Source organism: Gordonia sp. (in: high G+C Gram-positive bacteria), from assembly GCF_047600385.1.
Taxonomy (GTDB): domain Bacteria; phylum Actinomycetota; class Actinomycetes; order Mycobacteriales; family Mycobacteriaceae; genus Gordonia.
In genome coordinates this window covers 1,000,896-1,018,430 of sequence record NZ_JASGKZ010000001.1, presented here as the reverse complement: position 1 = coordinate 1,018,430, position 17,535 = coordinate 1,000,896, and the positions used below count along the sequence as shown (strand labels likewise).

The window sequence follows — 17,535 nt, the reverse complement described above, 5'->3', positions numbered from 1 at the left end:
GCACACCGTCGTTCGCCGTGGCCAGCAACGGCGCCCGGATACTCCGGGACGGCGTCGACGACGTCGACTGGCATCGCACGGTGACCGCGACGATCGCCGAGACCTCCGCACCGCTGGCCCTGGTCCACGCCCACCTGGAGTCCCTGGCCGGGGACTGGGTGTCGCGGCTCCGGATCGCCGACGAGACGTTCTGCTACCTGGTGGTGGACACCGGACGACAGCCCGCCGACCTGCTGGCCGACCTCGACGGCTGGTGCCGACGACGCGGCTGGCACGCCTCTCAGCAGGGCCGGAAGATCTACGCCGTGCCCGACGCGGTGACCAAGTCCGCCGCGATCGCCGAGGTACGACGACGCCTCGCCGACGCCGGCGTGCTCGACGACGACGCGCCGCTGCTCGCCGCCGGAGACGGCTGGCTCGACCGGGACCTGCTCGAATCGGCCACCGCCGCCGTCCGGCCCGCCCACGGCGAACTCGCCGAACGCGGCTGGCACGCCCCGCACGTGCACGTCACCGCCGCCCGCGGCATCGGCGCGAGCGAGGAGATCCTGGCCTGGTTCGCCGCGCCCGGTTCGTCTCGGCCGGGCCCCGGGAATCGCCTGCACCCGACATACTGGAATCACCCAACGAAGGAGATCGAGTCACACCATGACTGAACTCGTCAAAGGCCAGAACGCGCCGCTGTCGTCGTCCGACGTCGTGATCGGGGTGGACTCCGCCGCCCCGATCGACCTGTCGGCGCTCCTGGTCACCTCGACCGGCAAGGTCCGCTCCGACGCGGACTTCATCTTCTTCAACCAGCCGAACGGCCCCGGTGTGACGCTGCGGGACGGCCGCCTGCACGTCGCCACCCCGCAGATCACCGACGACATCACGGCCGTGCGCGCGGTGATCACCCTCGAGGACGCCTCCGGCCGGTTCGGGAGCTTCGCCCCGCCGGTGGCCCACCTGTCCGATCCTGCAGGCAATCGTCTCGCGACGTACACGATCACCGGTCTGGGCACCGAGAGCGTGGTGATCGCCGTCGAGGTGTACCAGCGGAACGGTCAATGGAAGGTGCGCGCCGTGGGACAGGGGTACGCCGGCGGCTTCGCCGATCTGGTCACCGACCACGGTGTGCAGGTCGACGACGCCCCCGCGCCCCCGGCGGCACCCGCTCCGGCGCCCGCACCGCCTGCCCCGAACTACGGCAGCCCCGCCCCGAACTACGGTTCACCGACCCCGAACCACGCCAGCCCGGCCCCGAGCTACGGCAGCGCCCCCGTTCCCGGTTCCCCCGCACCGGACTACGGCAGCCCCGCGCCGAGCTACGGCAGCCCGGCCCCCGCCTACGGGGCGCCCCCGACCGCCCCGACTCCGGCGGCGCCGACCGGCGAGGTCAGCCTCTCCAAGGACCGCCCCGTCTCCCTCGCCAAGGGGCAGAAGGTGAGCCTCCGCAAGGAGGGCGGCGTCGCGCTGACCACCGTGCAGATGGGTCTGGGCTGGGATCCGATCGTGAAGAAGGGCCTCTTCGGCACCAGGACCCGCGACATCGACCTGGACGCCTCGGTCCTGCTCTTCTCCGGCGGCCAGGCGCTCGAGGCCGTGTACTACGGCGAACTGCGGTCCAGGGACGGCTCGATCGTGCACTCGGGCGACAACCTGACCGGTGAGGGCGCCGGCGACGACGAGGTGGTCCACGTCGACCTCACCCGCGTGCCTGCGCACATCGACAACCTGGTCTTCGCGGTCACCTCGTACCAGGGGCAGACCTTCCAGGAGGTGGCCAACGCCTACTGCCGGCTGATCGACACCACCACCGGCGCCGAACTCGCGCGCTACGTCCTGACCGGCGGCACACCGAAGACCGGTGTGATCATGTGTGTGATCCACCGCGAGGGCGGCGGCTGGAAGCTGCGCGCCGTCGGCGAGTTCTTCGACGGCAAGACCCCGAGCAAGGCGGTCCCGTACGCCACACGCTTCCTGGGCTGACCCGGCACCGCCGAGGTTTCCCTCGAACAGATGAATTCTCCGTGCGGAGGGCGCGTTCCGCGCCCTCCGCACGGTTTCCTGTGATCCACCCGCATCTTCGGCGAACCCACAGGTCACCGGCTTGCCGGCGTCCTCCGAGCCCGGCCCGAGCACCCGGATCGACGGGATGTACGCCGGGTCTCAGGGCGCCCCGTATGAAACACTGCTCACGTGACCTCGTCTCCGAATCCCTTCGGTCCCGCACCGGGCGGACCGGGCGGCAATCCCGGCAACCCCTTCGCCCCGTCCGGCGGATCACCCGCCGGTGGTCCGCCGCCGTCTCCGGGCGGATTCCCCAGCGGTCCGGGAGGGTTCCCGAACGGCCCCGGCGGCTTCCCGGGCGGTCCGACGAGCACCTCCGGTTTCCCCGGCACACCCGCCTCCCCGCCCGCGGCACCGCTCGAGTCCGTAGGCCCGCCGACACCGATCCTGATCGCCGCGGGTGTGTGCGCGGTGCTCGGCATCATCGTCGGCGCGGTCTTCTTCGCGGGTCCGCTGAGCCTGCTCGGCTGGTTCCTGGCCGGGCCGGTCGCGATCGGAGTCCTGGCCCTGTTCACGTCACGTGACACCGCGAACCGGGCCGCCCCGCTGTACCTGCGACCCGGTTGGGTCGGGGCGGCGTACGTCGGCGTGCTGGTGCTGGTGGCCGTCGGCGTGATCCTCGGCGCCGTCGCCTTCGCCCTCTGGATGGGACACCGATGACTCACCTGACCTCCGCTGCGGCGCGCCGGCTCCTCGTGATCGCCGTCGTCGGTCTCCTGGCCGCGACCACCGCGCTCGCGTTCGGCGGGCCGGCGGCCCGCGCCGCCGACGGCACCCCCGGCGTCGACCGGTTCGGCGCCTGCGTGGCCTCGGCGGGCAAGGGCCGGGTGCTGCTCCTGATCGACCAGTCGTCCAGCCTCGGCCAGTCCGATCCGAAGAACAGCCGCGACACCGCCGCCCGGCTGCTGACCGGGCAACTCGTCGACTACTCGTCGTCGAGCGGCTCCCAGGTGGACGTCGCCGTGTCGGGTTTCTCCGGCGACTACCGCTCGCAGCTCGACTGGACCAGGCTCGATTCCGGCTCGCTGAGCACCGTGAACGACGCCGTCACCGCGGTGACCTCAGACAAGAGCGGGATCGGCACCGACTACCTCAAGGCGCTCGAAGGCGCCCGCTCGACCTTCGCCCGGGGAGCACCGGCCGCGGGGCAGACCCCGCAGTGCCAGATGCTCGCCTGGTTCACCGACGGCAAGCTCCTCGTGCTGCCGAGTGACGGGCAGGACGGCCAGAACCTCACCGCGGCGGCGCAGGAGAGCCTCTGCCGCGAGGGCGGCGTGGCCGACCAGCTGCGCACCGCGGGCATCGTGACCGTCGGCATCGGGCTCACCGGCCCGGATGCGAAGGCCGCCGACTTCGGCCTCGTCGAAGGCATCGCCACCGGCTCCGGGGGCGCGGCGTGCGGCAAGATCACGACGCCCCCGCCCGGCGACTTCCTGCTCGCCGACGGCATCGAATCGCTGCTGTTCGCCTTCGACCGGCTCGGCAATCCGGGTCAGGCCCCGACCGTCGCCGAACGCGGTGTCTGCGTCAAGAAGGTGTGTGATGAGGGCAAGCACTACTTCGTGCTGGACGAGACCGTCGACAACGTCGGCATCCTCGCCGCCGCCGACAACGACGGCCTGGTCCCCGTGCTGGTCTCCCCCGACGGCACCGAGACCAGACTCGAACGCGGTGAGGGCGGCAGCACGAAGATCGGCGGCGTCGCCGTCGCCTACGACTTCCCGTCCGACAAATCGGTGTCGATCCGCATGTCGGACTCCGCCGCGAACCAGTGGACCGGCGTCTGGTCGCTCGTGTTCCTCGCCGACTCCGACGACGACGCGAAGTCGAAGTCGAGCATCCACATCTCGGCGGGTCTCCGTCCGGCCGTGAAGGACGCCGACAAGGCGGTCTTCCGCGCCGGGGAGAGCCCCGAGATCACCTTCGAGCTGGTGAACAAGGACGGCAAGGCCGTCGACACCGGCGGCATGCCCGGCAAGGTCGCGCTGACCGCCGACGTGATCCCGGCCTCCGGCCCCCCGGTGAGCGTCGCGAAGAACCTGGACAAACGCACCCTCACCGCTCCGCAGACCGTGGCTCTCCAGGGGGTCGCCCCCGGCCCGGCCACGCTGAAGATGCGACTGACCATCACCACCGCCCCGGCGAAGGAGAAGGGCAGCACCCGCGAACGCACCACCACGCTGGAACCGATCAACGTGGAGCTGCCGATCACCGTCGCACCGCCCGCCGGATATCCGACCGTCGACGGCATCGTGAACTTCGGCACCCTGACCGGTGCGGGCGAACAGACCGCGACCCTCGCCGTGACCGGTCCCGGCTGCGTCTGGCTGGCCGAGACCGAGTTCTCCGCCACCCCGGACGACGCCGACGGCATCACCGTGACCTCGCCGAACGGCAGCAAGAACGACTGCCTCAAGCTGGGCGACGGCGAGAAGGGCACCCTGACCGTGACCCTCACCGCGCCGCAACCGGTGAACGGCAACGTCGGCGGAACGCTCACCGTGATGGCCTCGCCGAAGGAGGCCGGCGCCGAAGACCTCGCCGTCCCGGTGACCTTCCAGGGCGCGCTGCAGAAGCCGCTGGACGACGTCACCTTCTGGATCGTGCTCGTCGTCGCGCTGATCCTGGGACCGGGTATCCCGCTCCTGCTGCTGTACCTGTTCAAGTGGCTGAACGCCCGGATCCCGGGTCGGGCACTGCGCGCGACCCTGATCCCGGTCCGCGTCTCCGGTTCGCGGTTGGAACGCGACGGCCGCCCGTTCGAGATCCGCGACAACGATCTGGTCCAGACCGTGGCCGCACTCGGCGAGAGCCCCGTCCGACGCCTCGACCTCGGCGGCGCCGTCCTCACCGCCAAGACCGGGTTCTCCCCGTTCGGCACCGGCTACGTCGTCGCCTCGGCGGCCGGAACGGCCGGTGCCGCCGGACCGACCGGCGACACCGTCGGCAAGACCCCGGACGCCCGGCTGCCGCTCGCGGTCCACAACCACTGGGTGCTGTTCCACGACGCCTCCGGTCCGGCCGACACCGCGACCGTCCTGGTGCTCGCCGCGGGGGAGGCCGACGCCGCCCGGATCGAGAAGATGGCCCGGGAGATCGACGACCACGCGCCGAAGGTCCTCGCCGAACTGCGCGCGAAGGCGCACGCCGGCATGGGCGCCGACGCGCCGGACGACACCCCGCCGCCTCCGCCCAACCCGTTCGGAGGTCCCCCCGGCCCGCCGGGCGGCAACCCGTTCGGCGGCGGTTCCGGCGCGCCGGGCGGCAACCCGTTCGCCGGTTCGGGGCCCGCACCGAGCGGCCCGCCGACGGGGGCGAATCCGTTCGGCGGCTCCGGCCCGGCCGGACCCCCGCCGGCGAACCCGATGCCCGGCGGAAACCCCTTCGGCGGCTCCGGGACCTCCGGTCCGCCCTCGTTCGGTCCCCCGTCGTTCGGTTCGCCGCCCGGAGGCGACCGGCCCGGCAGCGACCCCTCCGGACCGAACCCGTTCGGCGGTTCGGGGCCCGCGGGCCCGGCCGGTCCGCCGCCCGGCCCCGGTGGCCCGCCGCGCGGACCGCTCGGCCCGAACCCCTTCCAGCCGTGACCCGGCGGACCCACTCGACCTTCCCGGTGAAGCGCTAGTTAGGACGGATACGCGATGAAGAAGCTCCTCGTCGTCGGTTGCGGCGGCTCCGGCGGTATGGCGTTGTCGTACATGATGGATCAGCTGCTGTCCGAACTCGGCGGACACGGCATCGACTCGCTGCCCGAAGGGTGGCAGTTCCTGCACGTCGACGTCCCGGCGGCGCCCCCGCCCACCCGCGGCGGCGTGCAGAACGTCCGCAGACTCGGCGGCGCATACGCCGGGATCGGCCCGCAGGCCGCCAGCTACACGGGCCTCGACAACGCGCTCACCCAACGGCTGATACAGCAGAATCAGCTCGACGCGATCGCCACCTGGGCGCCGCGCGAACCGCAGCGGGTGCACGTCCCGATCGACGCGGGCGCGGGCCAGTACCGCGCCCTGGGCCGGATGATCACCCTCAGCCGCACCGAGAAGCTGTACGACGAGCTCAGCGCCGCCTGGTCGCGTCTGACCAACCGCGACGTGAACACCGAGATGCGGATCATCGCCGACACGGTGCCCGGGATCGGCGCCTTCGAGGGCGAGGAGAGCCCGCTGATCTTCGTCGTCTCGTCGATGGCGGGCGGCGCGGGCGCCTCGATGGCCCTGGACGTCTGCCGCACCCTCACGCTGGTCCCGGGCGTCGACCCGGAGAAGATCGGCGTGTTCATGGTGACCCCGGACATCTTCTCCACCATCGAGCCCTCCCAGGTCTCCGGCACCCGGCCGAACGCGCTCGCCATGCTCGGCGAGATCGTGGCCAGCCAGACCGGTGCCGCCCGCAGGCACGACGTCGAACTGCTCCGGGCGCTCGGCCGCGGCAACGGCGAAGGCGCGACGACACCCTTCAAGCGCGTGTTCCCGGTCGGCGCGCACGTCGGCGCCGAACGCACCCGGTTCGGCGACGGCAGCCCCGATGCCGTCTACCGCGGCCTCGGCCGCGGCCTCGCCGCCCTGGTCACCTCGAGTTCGGCCATCCACAGCTTCATCGAGTACGACCTCACCAACCCCGCGGGCAACGAGGGCTCCCGCGAGTTCCTCGGCTGGGGCAACGAGCAGTGGGCCAACATCCCGTGGGGCACCTTCGGTTTCGCCAGCCTGAGCATGGGCCGCGACCGCTACGCCGAGTACGCCGCCCAACGCCTGGCCCGGGCGAGCGCCGACCGGCTCCTCTCCGGCCACCGCCAGCCGCAGAATCCGGCCTCGGACGAGGAGCAGGTGAACGCGATCCTGGACAACCAGTGGAGCAACATCTGCCGCAACCTCGGTCTCCCCGACATGGCGCAGGGCGTCGGCGTGGGCTCCTGGCTCACCACCACCGTCATGCCCCAGGACCAGATGGCCCGGCACGCCCGGGCCATCGTCGACGCCACCGTGCGCCCGCTCGTGGACCAGCAGCCCAAGGTGAACGCCGCCCACTGGGTCGGCTCGCTCAACCGGGTGCTCGCCGAACAGCGCGACCCGATCCTCCGCGCGGCCAACGACACCGCGTACGGCATCGCCTACAACTGGGCGCAGCACTTCTCCACCGCGCTGGAACGCACCGTCACGCAGTCGCTCGCCGAACTCGGCATGCCCTACGCCACCGGCCTGGTGCGCCGCGTCTCGCGCACCGTGCAGGACGGCGTGCTGCCCGAGGCCACCTCGCTGGCCGACTACCGGCCGCCGAACGTCACCGAACCCGCCCCGGAGGTGAAGACCACGCTCGCCCACCTCAAGGGGGCGATGGAGAACACCGCCGCCACCGCCGAGCAGGTCTTCGAGAGCCTGGTGGCGAACGTGACCACCCAGCTGTACGCGGCGCTGTCGTACACCATCGCCAACGCCGCCGGAGCCATGGTCGGCGAGCTGTTCGAACCGCTGACCCGCGCCCTCGACGAATCCCAGGCGGTGCTGCGGACCGCGGCGAGCGCCCCGAAGTCCTCCGGCGGCCTGGCCGATCTGCGCACCGACGTCTACGCCGCGTGGCCCGCCGAGAGCGACGACCGCGTGGCCGAGCGCTTCTCCGAGGCCGACAACGAGGTGATGCTGACCAGCTCCAGCGAGTTCAAACAGCGCTACGAGCTGGACCTCCCCGGATCGGTCGGCCTGCAGGGCACCGACCCGATGGCCGTGCAGAACGCGGTCCGGGCGGCCGCCGCCATGGTGATCACCGGCCTCTGGCCGACGGTCACCGGGACCCCGGCGCCCGGCCAGGTGCAGCCCACCGTCGAACGCACCAGCAGCTGGGTGTCCAAGGCCTTCACCTACCATCCGGAGACCCGCGAGACCCAGGTCGCCAGCGCGGCGACGTTCGACGTCCACGTGCGGCCCGCCGAACTCCTGGACCGCGCCCGCTCCTACGTCGCCCGCACCGGGCAGTCGTTCGAGCGCTACTGTTCGCTCTCCCTGCGCGACTACATCACCGGCACCGTCAACGGCGTCGACCAGCACGTCCCGGAGAGCACCCTCGCGGCGCACCGTCGGGATCTGCTGCTCAAGTTCGCCGAGGCGGTGCAGCTGGCCCGGCCGCTGGCCAGCGTCAACGAGGCCGCCCTCAACGCGGTGCACACCGCCACCGAGATGAAGTACATCTTCAAGTTCTCGTCGGTGCCGTTCCAGGGCCTCCCGGTGGCCGACGAGCTCCTGGGCGAGCTGATCGCGCCGATCCGCATCGACAACACCTCGGCGACGGCGTTCCAGGCCGCGCTCAGCTCGGAGAAGTCGACCAAGCGCATCGACATCTTCGGTTCGTACCCGAACTACTCGCCGCTGGTCTACGAGTCTGTCGGCACGCCGGCCGCCAACCAGTGGCTGGCCGCCAGCGAGGTGGCCCGCGAGGAGTTCTGGCGGCTGCGCCGCTCCCGACCGTTGGAGGCCTCCCTGCCAATGCACCCGAAGGAACGCCGCGCCATGGTGGCCGGCTGGATCCTCGGGCGCGGTCTCGGCCGGATCCAGACCCCGACGGCACCGTTCAACCAGCCCGTGCAGGTCTGGGATGCCGAGGCCCGCCGCTGGCTGCCCTTCCCGCACCCGCTGCTGACCCCGCCGTCGAAGTTCAAGGCCGACTACGACTGGCTCCCGGCCGTCCTCGAATCGGTGCTGCTGGCCATCGCGACGTCGCACCAGCCCCCGGTGATGACCTCGCTGCATCCGTACCGCGCCCTGCGCCGGATCTTCGACGCCGCGCCCTTCGACCCGGCGACCGGTCTGCACAGCATCGCCGCCACCGAGAACATGGCGCAGTGGCTCAAGACCGGACAGACCGGCACCGGCGTCTCCTCGGCCGTCGACGACGGCGACCCGAACCGCTCCGTCGACGACCGCGCCGCCGCCCTGCGGAAGTACTTCGACGACTACCACGCCTTCGTCGGCCATCACTTCATGAAACCGGGCGACGGCATCGACGAAGGGCTCCCGCCGGCCCCCGGCGGCGGCACCTTCTCGATCATCTCGACCCGCGCGGTGGCCACGCAGACCCCGCTGTTCCGGGATCTGGCCGCCGACATCTACTGGGCCACCGCCGAACTCTCCAAGCTCCTCGACCAGGCCGTCACCGCGGCTCAGGCCCCGACCGGCACGCCGTGGGGTCCGACAATGCCCACCGACACGCCCACCGCAGTCCAGGCGCCCGAACCCGGAATCGGCGGAGGTCTCCTCTGATGTCTTCTCTCACCGTCTTCCTCACCCCCGGCGACCCGGCCGACGGAGTCCTCTCCGGGCTCGCCGACCTCTCGGCGGCCGGGCTGGTCGACGAGTTCGCGTGGGTCCGGCTGGCGCCCGGACGCACCCGGGTGAATCAACTGATCCTGGTCTCCGAGGGCGTCTCCCGCGAGGTGAGCGTCACCGAGCTGGTGACCGAACGCCGCGTCACCCTGCTGCGCTCGGCCACGTTGGTCCCGCTGTCGGATCCCGGAGTCACGATCGACGTCCCCGCCGAGGTGGCGCTGACCAACGCCCTGGCCTCCTCGACCGGCGCGCGCGTGGTCCGCAGCCGATTCCTGCTGGTGGGTCCGGACGGCGCCCACAGCGATCCGCGGGATCTGGTCCTGGAGGGCTGGCACAACGTGCTGATCTCGCCGGAGGACTCGCGGGCCCCGCAGTTCGGTCGGCATCGCCACCGCACCGGCGCCGGACGCCGCCGAGTACGCCCGCGTCGCCGCACCCGCGCTCGCCGGTCTCTGCGGGATCTGGCAGGGCCTCGACCACAGCCCGCTCGACGAGGAACCGGTCCTCCCGGGCCGGGTGGTCCGGCTGGCCCGCTCGTTCTACCGCAGGCTGCGCACCGACGACGTCGAGGCGCGTCTGCGCACCGAGCTGCTGGCCCAGGGCGGGCGGCTGCCCCTGCCGAGCGATCCGCATGCGGCCGTCGTCCCCGTCAACGATCCGGCGCCCGCCTCGCACTTCATGAGCGGCCGCCTGTGGGAGAAGCACGCCGCGGTCCTCAAGGGCCACCGCTACCAGTACGAGTCGCACACCGTGCAGGAGCAGAAGCTCTGGGACGCGATCAAGATGTTCTTCGGCTTCCTGTGGGCGGCGATGAAGAACGCCCCCGGCGCCTGGTACCGGAACCTCGTCGACAACGTCGCCGGCCGAATCGCGGCCTCGGCGCAGCGGGCGATCTACACCGACGCCCCGGCCGCGTACGAGATCGTGGTGGGGCGTCGTCGTGCCAACGGTGAGCACGCCGGCTGGCGCGACGTCGACATGGCGGTGAGCCAGGTGGCCGCGATGTCCACCGACCAGGTCCAGTACGCCCCCGACGATCTGTCACAGGTGTGGCAGGACTACGCGGGCGGCGCGTTCACTCTCGCCGACGCCGGGGTGCGCGGCGGACACGACGGCCTGCACCCGCCGTCGGTCGGCGCCGCCCGCGGCGCGATCAACGACGCCGCCGCGATCGTCCCGGGTCCGGCCGAGCGTTTCACCGCGATCCCCGGCGTGGTGGCCGCGGCGGTCCGGATGGACGGCGTCGACGGCACCGACATGCTCGGCGTCGCCGACCTCCGCTCCCGGCTGTCGGCGCTGCAGGCCGATCCGGATCTCGCCCTGGCCGCGGGCCAGACGCTCAAGGACCTCGACGCCTGGTACGGCCGGCAGTCGCGCAGTTACGGCGGATTCGTCGGCGCCCGGCTGGCCCAGGCGCAGCTGGACTGTCTGAACGAGATCCGTCATCTCTGGGAGCGGCTGGCCGCCCCGATGGCCGCCGAACCGGACGACGGCCCGGTGAGACTCGCCCGGTGGGCGCAGATCCTGATGCTGCTCTGGGCGATCCTGACCGGCGTGTTCGTCTGGCTCGCCGTCAAGGAGCCCCCGGCAGTCGAGTGGTGGGTCTCCACCGTCGTCATCATCACCACGCTCGCCGCACTGCTGATCGGGCTGTGCATCGGTTTCATGCGCTCCCAACGCGACCAGTTCGCGAGATTGAACGCGCGGAAGAAGGCGGTCAGCGACCGCAAGGTGGACGAACAGAACCTCGAACTGGCCTACCGGGATCACCGCCGTCTCAGTCAGGCCTACCACCAGTACCTCTCGTGGAGTCGGGTCCTGGGCAGCTTCCTCTCCTCACCGCTCGGTCCGGTGCGCCCCCAGCCCGCGCCGCCGCTGCCGATCGACTGGGGGATGCCGATGTCCACCGCGGTCGGCACCGCGCATCCCGCCGAGGACCAGATCCAGCGCGCCGCCGGTTACCTGCGCCGCGACCTGTACCCCACCGGGTGGCTCTCCAAGCCGTGGGAGAACCTGATCCTCTCGTCCGCGCCACCGGCCGATCAGCGTCGGCAGCCCACCGTCGACTCCTCACCGTTGTGGCGGGAACTCGGCGAGGGCTCCGGTTCCGAACTGGACCGCTGGTCCGACGCGCTGTTCGCCGGACGGGTCACCTCCACCGGCGCCGAAGGGCACTGGGCCAAGACCCTGCATCTGCTCTCGACGACGATGCAGGGCCTGGTCACCGAACTGGTCGGGACCGTGCAGGTGGTCGGCGGTTCCCCGCAGCCGCTCGGCGACTTCCTCGGCGGCCTGGAGCAGCAGGTCCCGCCTTCCGGAAGCTTCGCCGAGGACGTCCTCACCGACACCGCGATCGCCGATGCGGCGACGGCGGTCGCGGCCGACCATCGTCGCAGCGTCCGCCAGGGGCTCGGGGTGGTCTGCGTGGCGACCCAGTTCAGCCGGACCTGGACCCCCGACCTGATCGTCCGCGCCGGTCGGACCGTCGAGGGAGTCGGCGGTCCGGTGATCATTCCGGATGCACCGTACGACGCGCCGAGTCCGCAGACCGCTGCGGCCCCCGAGGCCGAGGGCATCTCGGCACCGGGGATCGGGGAAGGATTCCAGTTCTGACATGAGCGACTCCGGTGTCGACGTACTCCTCGCCTGGGCGGCCGATCTCACCGAACGCGGCGGCCGACCGCCCATCCGTGAACGTCTGCTGGCCATCGCGGACGCCCCGCGCCCGTGGGTGCCCACGAGTCCTTCGGAGACTCCCCTCGCCGAGGTGATCAATCACCTGATCGACCAGACCGAGCTCGGGGTGCTGCCCGCCGCGGCCGTCGCAATGCTGCCCGATCACCTGCGCGCGGCCGGACTCGCCGCCCCGTCGACGCTGACCGCGGGCACGCCGGATCCGGTCCCGGCGGATCCGGTGACGGCGCCGCCCGCCGCGACCTCCCCTGTTCCGGCATCCGCCCCCGGGCCGGAACCGGTTCCGCAGCCCGAGCCGACGGCGCCCCCGGTCGACACCAATGCGCTCACGCTCGAAGCCCTCATCGCATGGCGTAAACAGCAGACCGAGCTCGGGGCCCCCGGCGCCGAGACGATCCGCGACATGACGTTCAAGAACCTGCTCAAGTTCGGTCTGACCACACCCGAGCAGATCCGCGGCGCCCTCACCGGTTCGGCCGCCGAACTCGCCGACGACATCGCCGCGGTGATCGCCCGGATCGCCGCCGTCGCCACCGGATCCGGCGCACCGACCGCCACGGCCGCCGTCGTCGAGTCGCCCGACCCCGCGGTGCACGAGCCCGCCGCTGTCGTACCGGAGACTCCGGCCGCACCCGTGCCGCCGACCCGGACGGCGTCGCTGAGCGCCGACACCGGCATCTCCCACGCGCCGGCCGCGCCGATGCTCAGCTTCACCCACGACGACTTCTGCGCGTTCGCCTTCGAGAGCGACCCCGATCCGAACCCGCTGCGAGTGGACCAGCGGACCACCGCGATCCGGCTGGCCTGGGAGCCGATGGAGGCCCCGCCCGGGCAGATCGTGGTCTATCGCCTGGTCTCCAGCGACGACTCGGTCCCCTACAAGCCCGAGGCGGGCGAACTGCTGTACGCGGCCGCGGGCACCGACTTCACCGACGGCCGTTTCCTCACCACCGCCGTACGCAGCTACCAGGTCTGGGCCCACGTCGGCCCCGACTCGGCCTCCGCCCGGGAGGAACAGCCGACCCTCTGGGCGCAGGGCGAGGCCATCAGCCCGGTCGACGACTTCGAGATCTTCGAAGAGGACGGCCGGGTGATCGGTCAGTGGTCGTCCCGCCAGGGCACCGTCGCGGTCCGCGTGACCAGGCGCGTGCTCGACGGCCCCGGCGGCGGCCAGCAGCAGGTCTCCACCACCGATCTGAACCTCACCGGCTTCGTCGATCCGGACGTGCCGCGCGGCCAGCGTTTCCTCTACCGCGCCGAATCGGAGGTCTCGGTCGGCGGCGCCACCCGGCTCTCGCCGCCGGTCCAGCGCGAGATCCTGGTCTCGGTCTCGCTGACCCAGGTGACCGACCTGGCGGCCACCGCCCGGGAGAACTCGTTCGACGCCTGGTGGACCACCCCCGAGGCCGGCCAGACCGTGCGCATCTACCGCTTCGACTCACAGCCGCCCGCCGGCCTGGACACCGAGGACCGCGAGGAGTCCGTGCTCACCGCGGCGGGCTTCGTCGAGGAGTCCCGGATCAAGGATCCGGTGCAGACCCCCGAGCCCGGCAAGTCGAAGATCTCCGGGGTGCGCTGGCCCGCCGACTGGGAACGCGTCTACCTGGTCCCGGTGACCTGGTACAACGGCATGGCCCGCGTCGGCAGACACCAGGTGCTGATCCGGCCGCTCAGCGCGGTGACCGCGCCCCGGCTGATCGAACGGGTCAACACCCAGCTCATCACCTTCGGGTGGCCCGAGGGCGCCGCCGACGTGAAGGTCTACGTGGGTGTGGAGGGCGTCCCGATCGACCAGATCCTGGCGCACCAGCCGTTCGCCGAGGTGACCGCCGCCCAGTACCGTCGCGACGGCGCGATCATCCTGCGGCGGCCGCTGCAGAACAAGGGCTGCGTGGTCTACCTGGTCCCCGTCGCGTTCTCCCGCGCGGAGCAGTTGCGCGGCGAACCGAAGGCGCTCACCTATCCGGGCCTGTTCCGGGCCCGCTACGAGCTCTGGCCGGTGCCCCCGGGCAATCTCCCGCCGGGCACACCGCCGCCGGTGCCCGAACGGTTCCGGCTGGCCGTCCAGAGCGACAACGACGTCCTCGATCCGCCGCCGCTGGTGGCCGTGTTCAATCCGGACCGGCTGCCGTTGCATCCGCAGGACGGGCACTGGCTGCCGTTCCACGACCGCGGCGAGCAACGTCCGTTCGCCAAGCTGGCGCAGCTGCCGCGCAGCGACCGTCCGCTCCCCACCGACTTCGAGCTCGATCTGCGCGGTCGACGCGGCTTCTTCCGCGTCTTCACCAACAGCGCTCAGGTCGGCGACGGCGACGGCCCCCGTCTGGCGCTGCTCGATCCGCCGCTCCGCCACCTGTTCCACACCCCGCCGATGCCGCCACCGGGCCGGATGGGTCCGGGGGGCATGCCGCAGGGGCCGGCGGGAGGACAGATGCGTCATGGCTGAACTCCAGAGGTCCACCGCACCGACCACCGCCCCCGCGGACGGCCCGGCACAGCTGCTCTACACGTCGTTCGACAACCGGGCGAGCGGCAACTCCGGCGGCTGGCAGGTGAAGCAGACCGTCGGTGAGTTGACGCCCGCCGAACAGGACACCCTCGTCGCCCGCGTCTCGACCACCTTCGATCTGGAGCCGCGGCTCCCGGACTTCCCGTCGAGGGAGCAGATCGACGAGCGCCCGGCGCGGCTCAGCTACCTCCGGACCCCGGAGGGGGCGGGCGCCTACTGGCATTCGGTCGACGCGGGCAAGGACGGTTCCGGCCGCCCCGGCAACGTCTTCACCCATGCCCTGCTGGAACGGGGCGCCGCCGGGCACCGGCCGATCGAGTACTGGCGTTCACCGGGCTGGCTCACCCCGTACGGCGCGGCCGACGTCGCCGCGGCGACCCTGACCGAGAACACTCCGCCGCCGGTGAACCCCGCCGTCGGCGCGGCCGCGGCGCTGACGTTCCTGACCGGTGCGTTCCACCGGTTGACGGTGTTCCGGGCGCTGATCGACGCGATCCTCGACCGGCTGCTCACCGGCGGTCCGCAGGTGCTGCTGGCGACCCGCGACCACGACCAGGCCGCACTGTGGATCGCCGCGGTCTCCCACCTGCTGCCGCCGGAGACCGCCGCCCGGCTCTCGTGGTCGTCGCACGACCATCCGCGAACGGCCGTGACCTCGGGCCTCGACCTGGTCGCGATCCCGGCCGGATCGTCGGTCGAGAAACTGCCCGGCAAGTTCGTCGTCGTCGACGAGGACGCCCAGCCCACCCTCGGCCAGACCGGAGGGCGGCACACCCTGTCCGGCGGAGACCGGGTCCCGGCGACGGTCTACTCCGACCTCCTCGAGGGCGTGCTCTCGGATCTGCCGCTCGCCGTGCGCGTGCACGATTCGCTCGACCGGATCGACGCCGAGTTCCCCGGGGAGGCCGTCGACCCCGCCTGGGTGCTGGCCGTCGCGATCCGGAACGAACCCGATCTGGCCGAGTACGCGCCGACCGTCCAGCAGGTGATCGCCGAGGACTATCCGGTCACGGTGAACCGGGTGCCGTGGGCGGTCGACCTGGTCCGCCGAGCCCAGGTCCACTACCCGCCCACCATCGACGCGGCGCACCACCGACTGGTCTCCGCGGTGGAGCGGAAGGCACCCCTGGAAGACGCGGCCGCCCAGTTCACCACCGCCCTGTTCCAGGGCGACACGTGGCTCGCGTTCCCCCTCGACCGGATCCCCCGGGTCGAGGCCGTCGACCCCGCGGAGATCGGCGACGGCCTGTCCGTGGCGATCGCCCGCACCCGGGCGGGCCTGGAGAAGGATCCCAGCGGTGCGCTCCCGTACGCGTTGCGGCTGGGCCAGATCCTGTACGCCCTCGGCCGCCGGGGCCGCGGCTACGACACGATGACCGCCGCCCTCGACGACGCCCTGGTCCTCGCCCGCCCGGATCTGCTCTGGGACCTTCCGAACTGGCCGGCCCGCACCGCCTTCGACCAGATCTCCCAACCGGTCCTGCACCGCTATCTCCGACCCCTGCTGATCCAGGCGGAACCGGCACGACTGGCCGCACTCGAGCCCGAGACATGGCTCCGACTGTGCCGACAGGACTCCCGAGCACTGAACCTGACGTCGACGCCGCCCACCGACGCCGAGCTCTACACCGCCCCCTTCGCCGTCGCCGCGATACTCCGCGACCAGAACTCGAACGATCCGGACATGCGGCGGCAGCTCGCGGCGCGCGGCATCGACGCGGCGCTCGACTCCCGGCAGCTGCCCACCGCCGATGCCCGCCGACTGGTCCGGGAACTGCTGACCCTGGCGCCGCCCGGCGCCGACAAGCTGGCCGAGTGGTTCCACCGCGGATCCGACCGCTTCGACTCCGGCGCGCTGATCGCCGGTCTCCTCACCGGGCCCGCCGATCCGAGGCTGGTCATCAGCCTGATGTCGTCGGCGACCGACGCCGACGACGACCGGGTCCACGCGGTCGCGGATGCGGCCCGGCTGCGCTACTGGTCGGCGCCCCAGTCCCCGGTCCCGGCGGAGGCGGACGACCTGGTCCAAGCGGTCCGGCGAATATCGGCTGCGGTCGACCTGGCCGCACTCCCGCTGATCACCGAAGTGGAGCCGCTGATCCAGAGCGCCCTGATCATCGCCCGCGGCGACGACCAGACGTGGGCCCGCCGCGACACCGAACTCAGCCGCCGCATCGACCACGACATGACCCACCGCACCACCGAGACCGCGACCTACCTCGCAGACCTGATCGCCCACGACTGCCTGCCCGCGGCCTGGGTCGCGGGCAGGTCGTTCGCCGCCTTCGCACTCGGCAGGCATGCCGCGCTCCCACCGTCGTACGACGTCCAGGTGGTGGACCAGGCCGTCGACCTGCTGGTCCAGCGCGGTGGATACCGCGGCCCCAAGAACCCGACCGACCTGCGCGACGCCGCCTGGGCCGAGGTCCGACGGCATCCGGCACCCGAGGCGGAGACCTTCTTCCAGCAGTACAAGAAGACCGCCGACGACTGGGTCCGCACTCACCGCATCGAGGGCGACGCCTTCCGGGGCTGGCCGCTCGTCGGCAGATAAGGAGCATGGAGAATGGCTACGTTCGTCCTGGACGGGAACTCGTCCGCACGTCTCGCCCGCGGACCGGTCGCGATCACGTTGACCACCTCGCACCACGACTCGCCCGTGCGCCTGCAGGCGAAGACGCTGAGCGGTAATCCGCTCCGCATGGTGCAGAGCTCGCCGTCGCTGCTGATCCTGCCGTCGATCACCGAGGAGACGGTGATCGGCGCGGTGCCCGACCACGGGCACGAGCGCTTCCCGAACGGCACCGTCCTGCACGTCTCGCTGGCCCCCGACGGCGCCCCCGGAGCGGTCACCGACACCGCGGCGCTCGCCCCGCGCGACGTCTCCGGGCTGGCGACCGTCGACCTGGCGTCGATCACCCCCGGCTCCCAGAACGACCTCGAGATCCGCACCTTCCTCAGCGTCGA

At 71.9% G+C, this 17,535-nt stretch carries 10 protein-coding genes; 8 read left to right on the top strand and 2 right to left on the bottom strand.

The window, feature by feature from the left end:
- Positions 1-17 precede the first annotated feature (17 nt).
- From QM809_RS04535 to QM809_RS04515, 5 genes are all read left to right on the top strand, one after another.
- Positions 18-656, top strand: a complete 639-nt coding sequence (locus QM809_RS04535) for a hypothetical protein (protein WP_415044623.1) — start codon at positions 18-20, stop codon at positions 654-656.
- Positions 649-1,971, top strand: a complete 1,323-nt coding sequence (locus QM809_RS04530) for a TerD family protein (RefSeq protein WP_415044622.1) — start codon at positions 649-651, stop codon at positions 1,969-1,971. Before QM809_RS04535 ends, QM809_RS04530 begins: the two co-directional genes overlap by 8 nt.
- A 210-nt stretch (positions 1,972-2,181) precedes the next feature.
- Positions 2,182-2,712, top strand: coding sequence for a hypothetical protein (locus QM809_RS04525; protein WP_415044621.1), 531 nt, complete (start codon positions 2,182-2,184; stop codon positions 2,710-2,712).
- Entirely contained in the window at positions 2,709-5,636 is a 2,928-nt protein-coding gene (locus QM809_RS04520) for a vWA domain-containing protein (protein ID WP_415044620.1), read from the top strand. Before QM809_RS04525 ends, QM809_RS04520 begins: the two co-directional genes overlap by 4 nt.
- 54 nt (positions 5,637-5,690) lie before the next feature.
- Positions 5,691-9,299 (top strand): tubulin-like doman-containing protein, encoded by a 3,609-nt coding sequence (locus QM809_RS04515; protein WP_415044619.1) that lies wholly within the window; start codon positions 5,691-5,693, stop codon positions 9,297-9,299.
- A 136-nt stretch (positions 9,300-9,435) separates the two neighbouring features.
- Here the strand turns inward: QM809_RS04515 and QM809_RS04510 are convergent, their stop codons facing one another.
- Positions 9,436-9,591 carry a hypothetical protein gene (locus QM809_RS04510; RefSeq protein ID WP_415044618.1) on the bottom strand — a complete coding sequence of 52 codons (156 nt, stop codon included), beginning with the start codon at positions 9,589-9,591 and terminating at the stop codon, positions 9,436-9,438.
- 290 nt (positions 9,592-9,881) lie between these two features.
- Here QM809_RS04510 and QM809_RS04505 point away from each other — a divergent pair, with 290 nt between their 5' ends.
- Genes QM809_RS04505 through QM809_RS04495 form a run of 3 tightly spaced genes read left to right on the top strand, consistent with a single transcriptional unit; the run spans position 9,882 to position 17,122 of the window.
- Positions 9,882-11,978, top strand: coding sequence for a hypothetical protein (locus QM809_RS04505; protein ID WP_415044617.1), 2,097 nt, complete (start codon positions 9,882-9,884; stop codon positions 11,976-11,978).
- 1 nt (position 11,979) lies between these two features.
- Positions 11,980-14,505: a hypothetical protein gene (locus QM809_RS04500; protein WP_415044616.1), complete on the top strand. Its 2,526-nt coding sequence runs from the start codon at positions 11,980-11,982 to the stop codon at positions 14,503-14,505.
- The gene (locus QM809_RS04495; RefSeq protein WP_415044615.1) at positions 14,498-17,122 is read left to right on the top strand and encodes a hypothetical protein; all 2,625 of its coding nucleotides are present in this window, start codon (positions 14,498-14,500) and stop codon (positions 17,120-17,122) included. The genes QM809_RS04500 and QM809_RS04495 overlap by 8 nt, the downstream gene beginning before the upstream one ends.
- On the opposite strand, the gene QM809_RS04490 is transcribed toward QM809_RS04495, so the two are convergent.
- Positions 17,071-17,520: a hypothetical protein gene (locus QM809_RS04490; RefSeq protein ID WP_415044614.1), complete on the bottom strand. Its 450-nt coding sequence runs from the start codon at positions 17,518-17,520 to the stop codon at positions 17,071-17,073. The genes QM809_RS04495 and QM809_RS04490 overlap by 52 nt on opposite strands.
- Between the last annotated feature and the right edge of the window lie 15 nt (positions 17,521-17,535).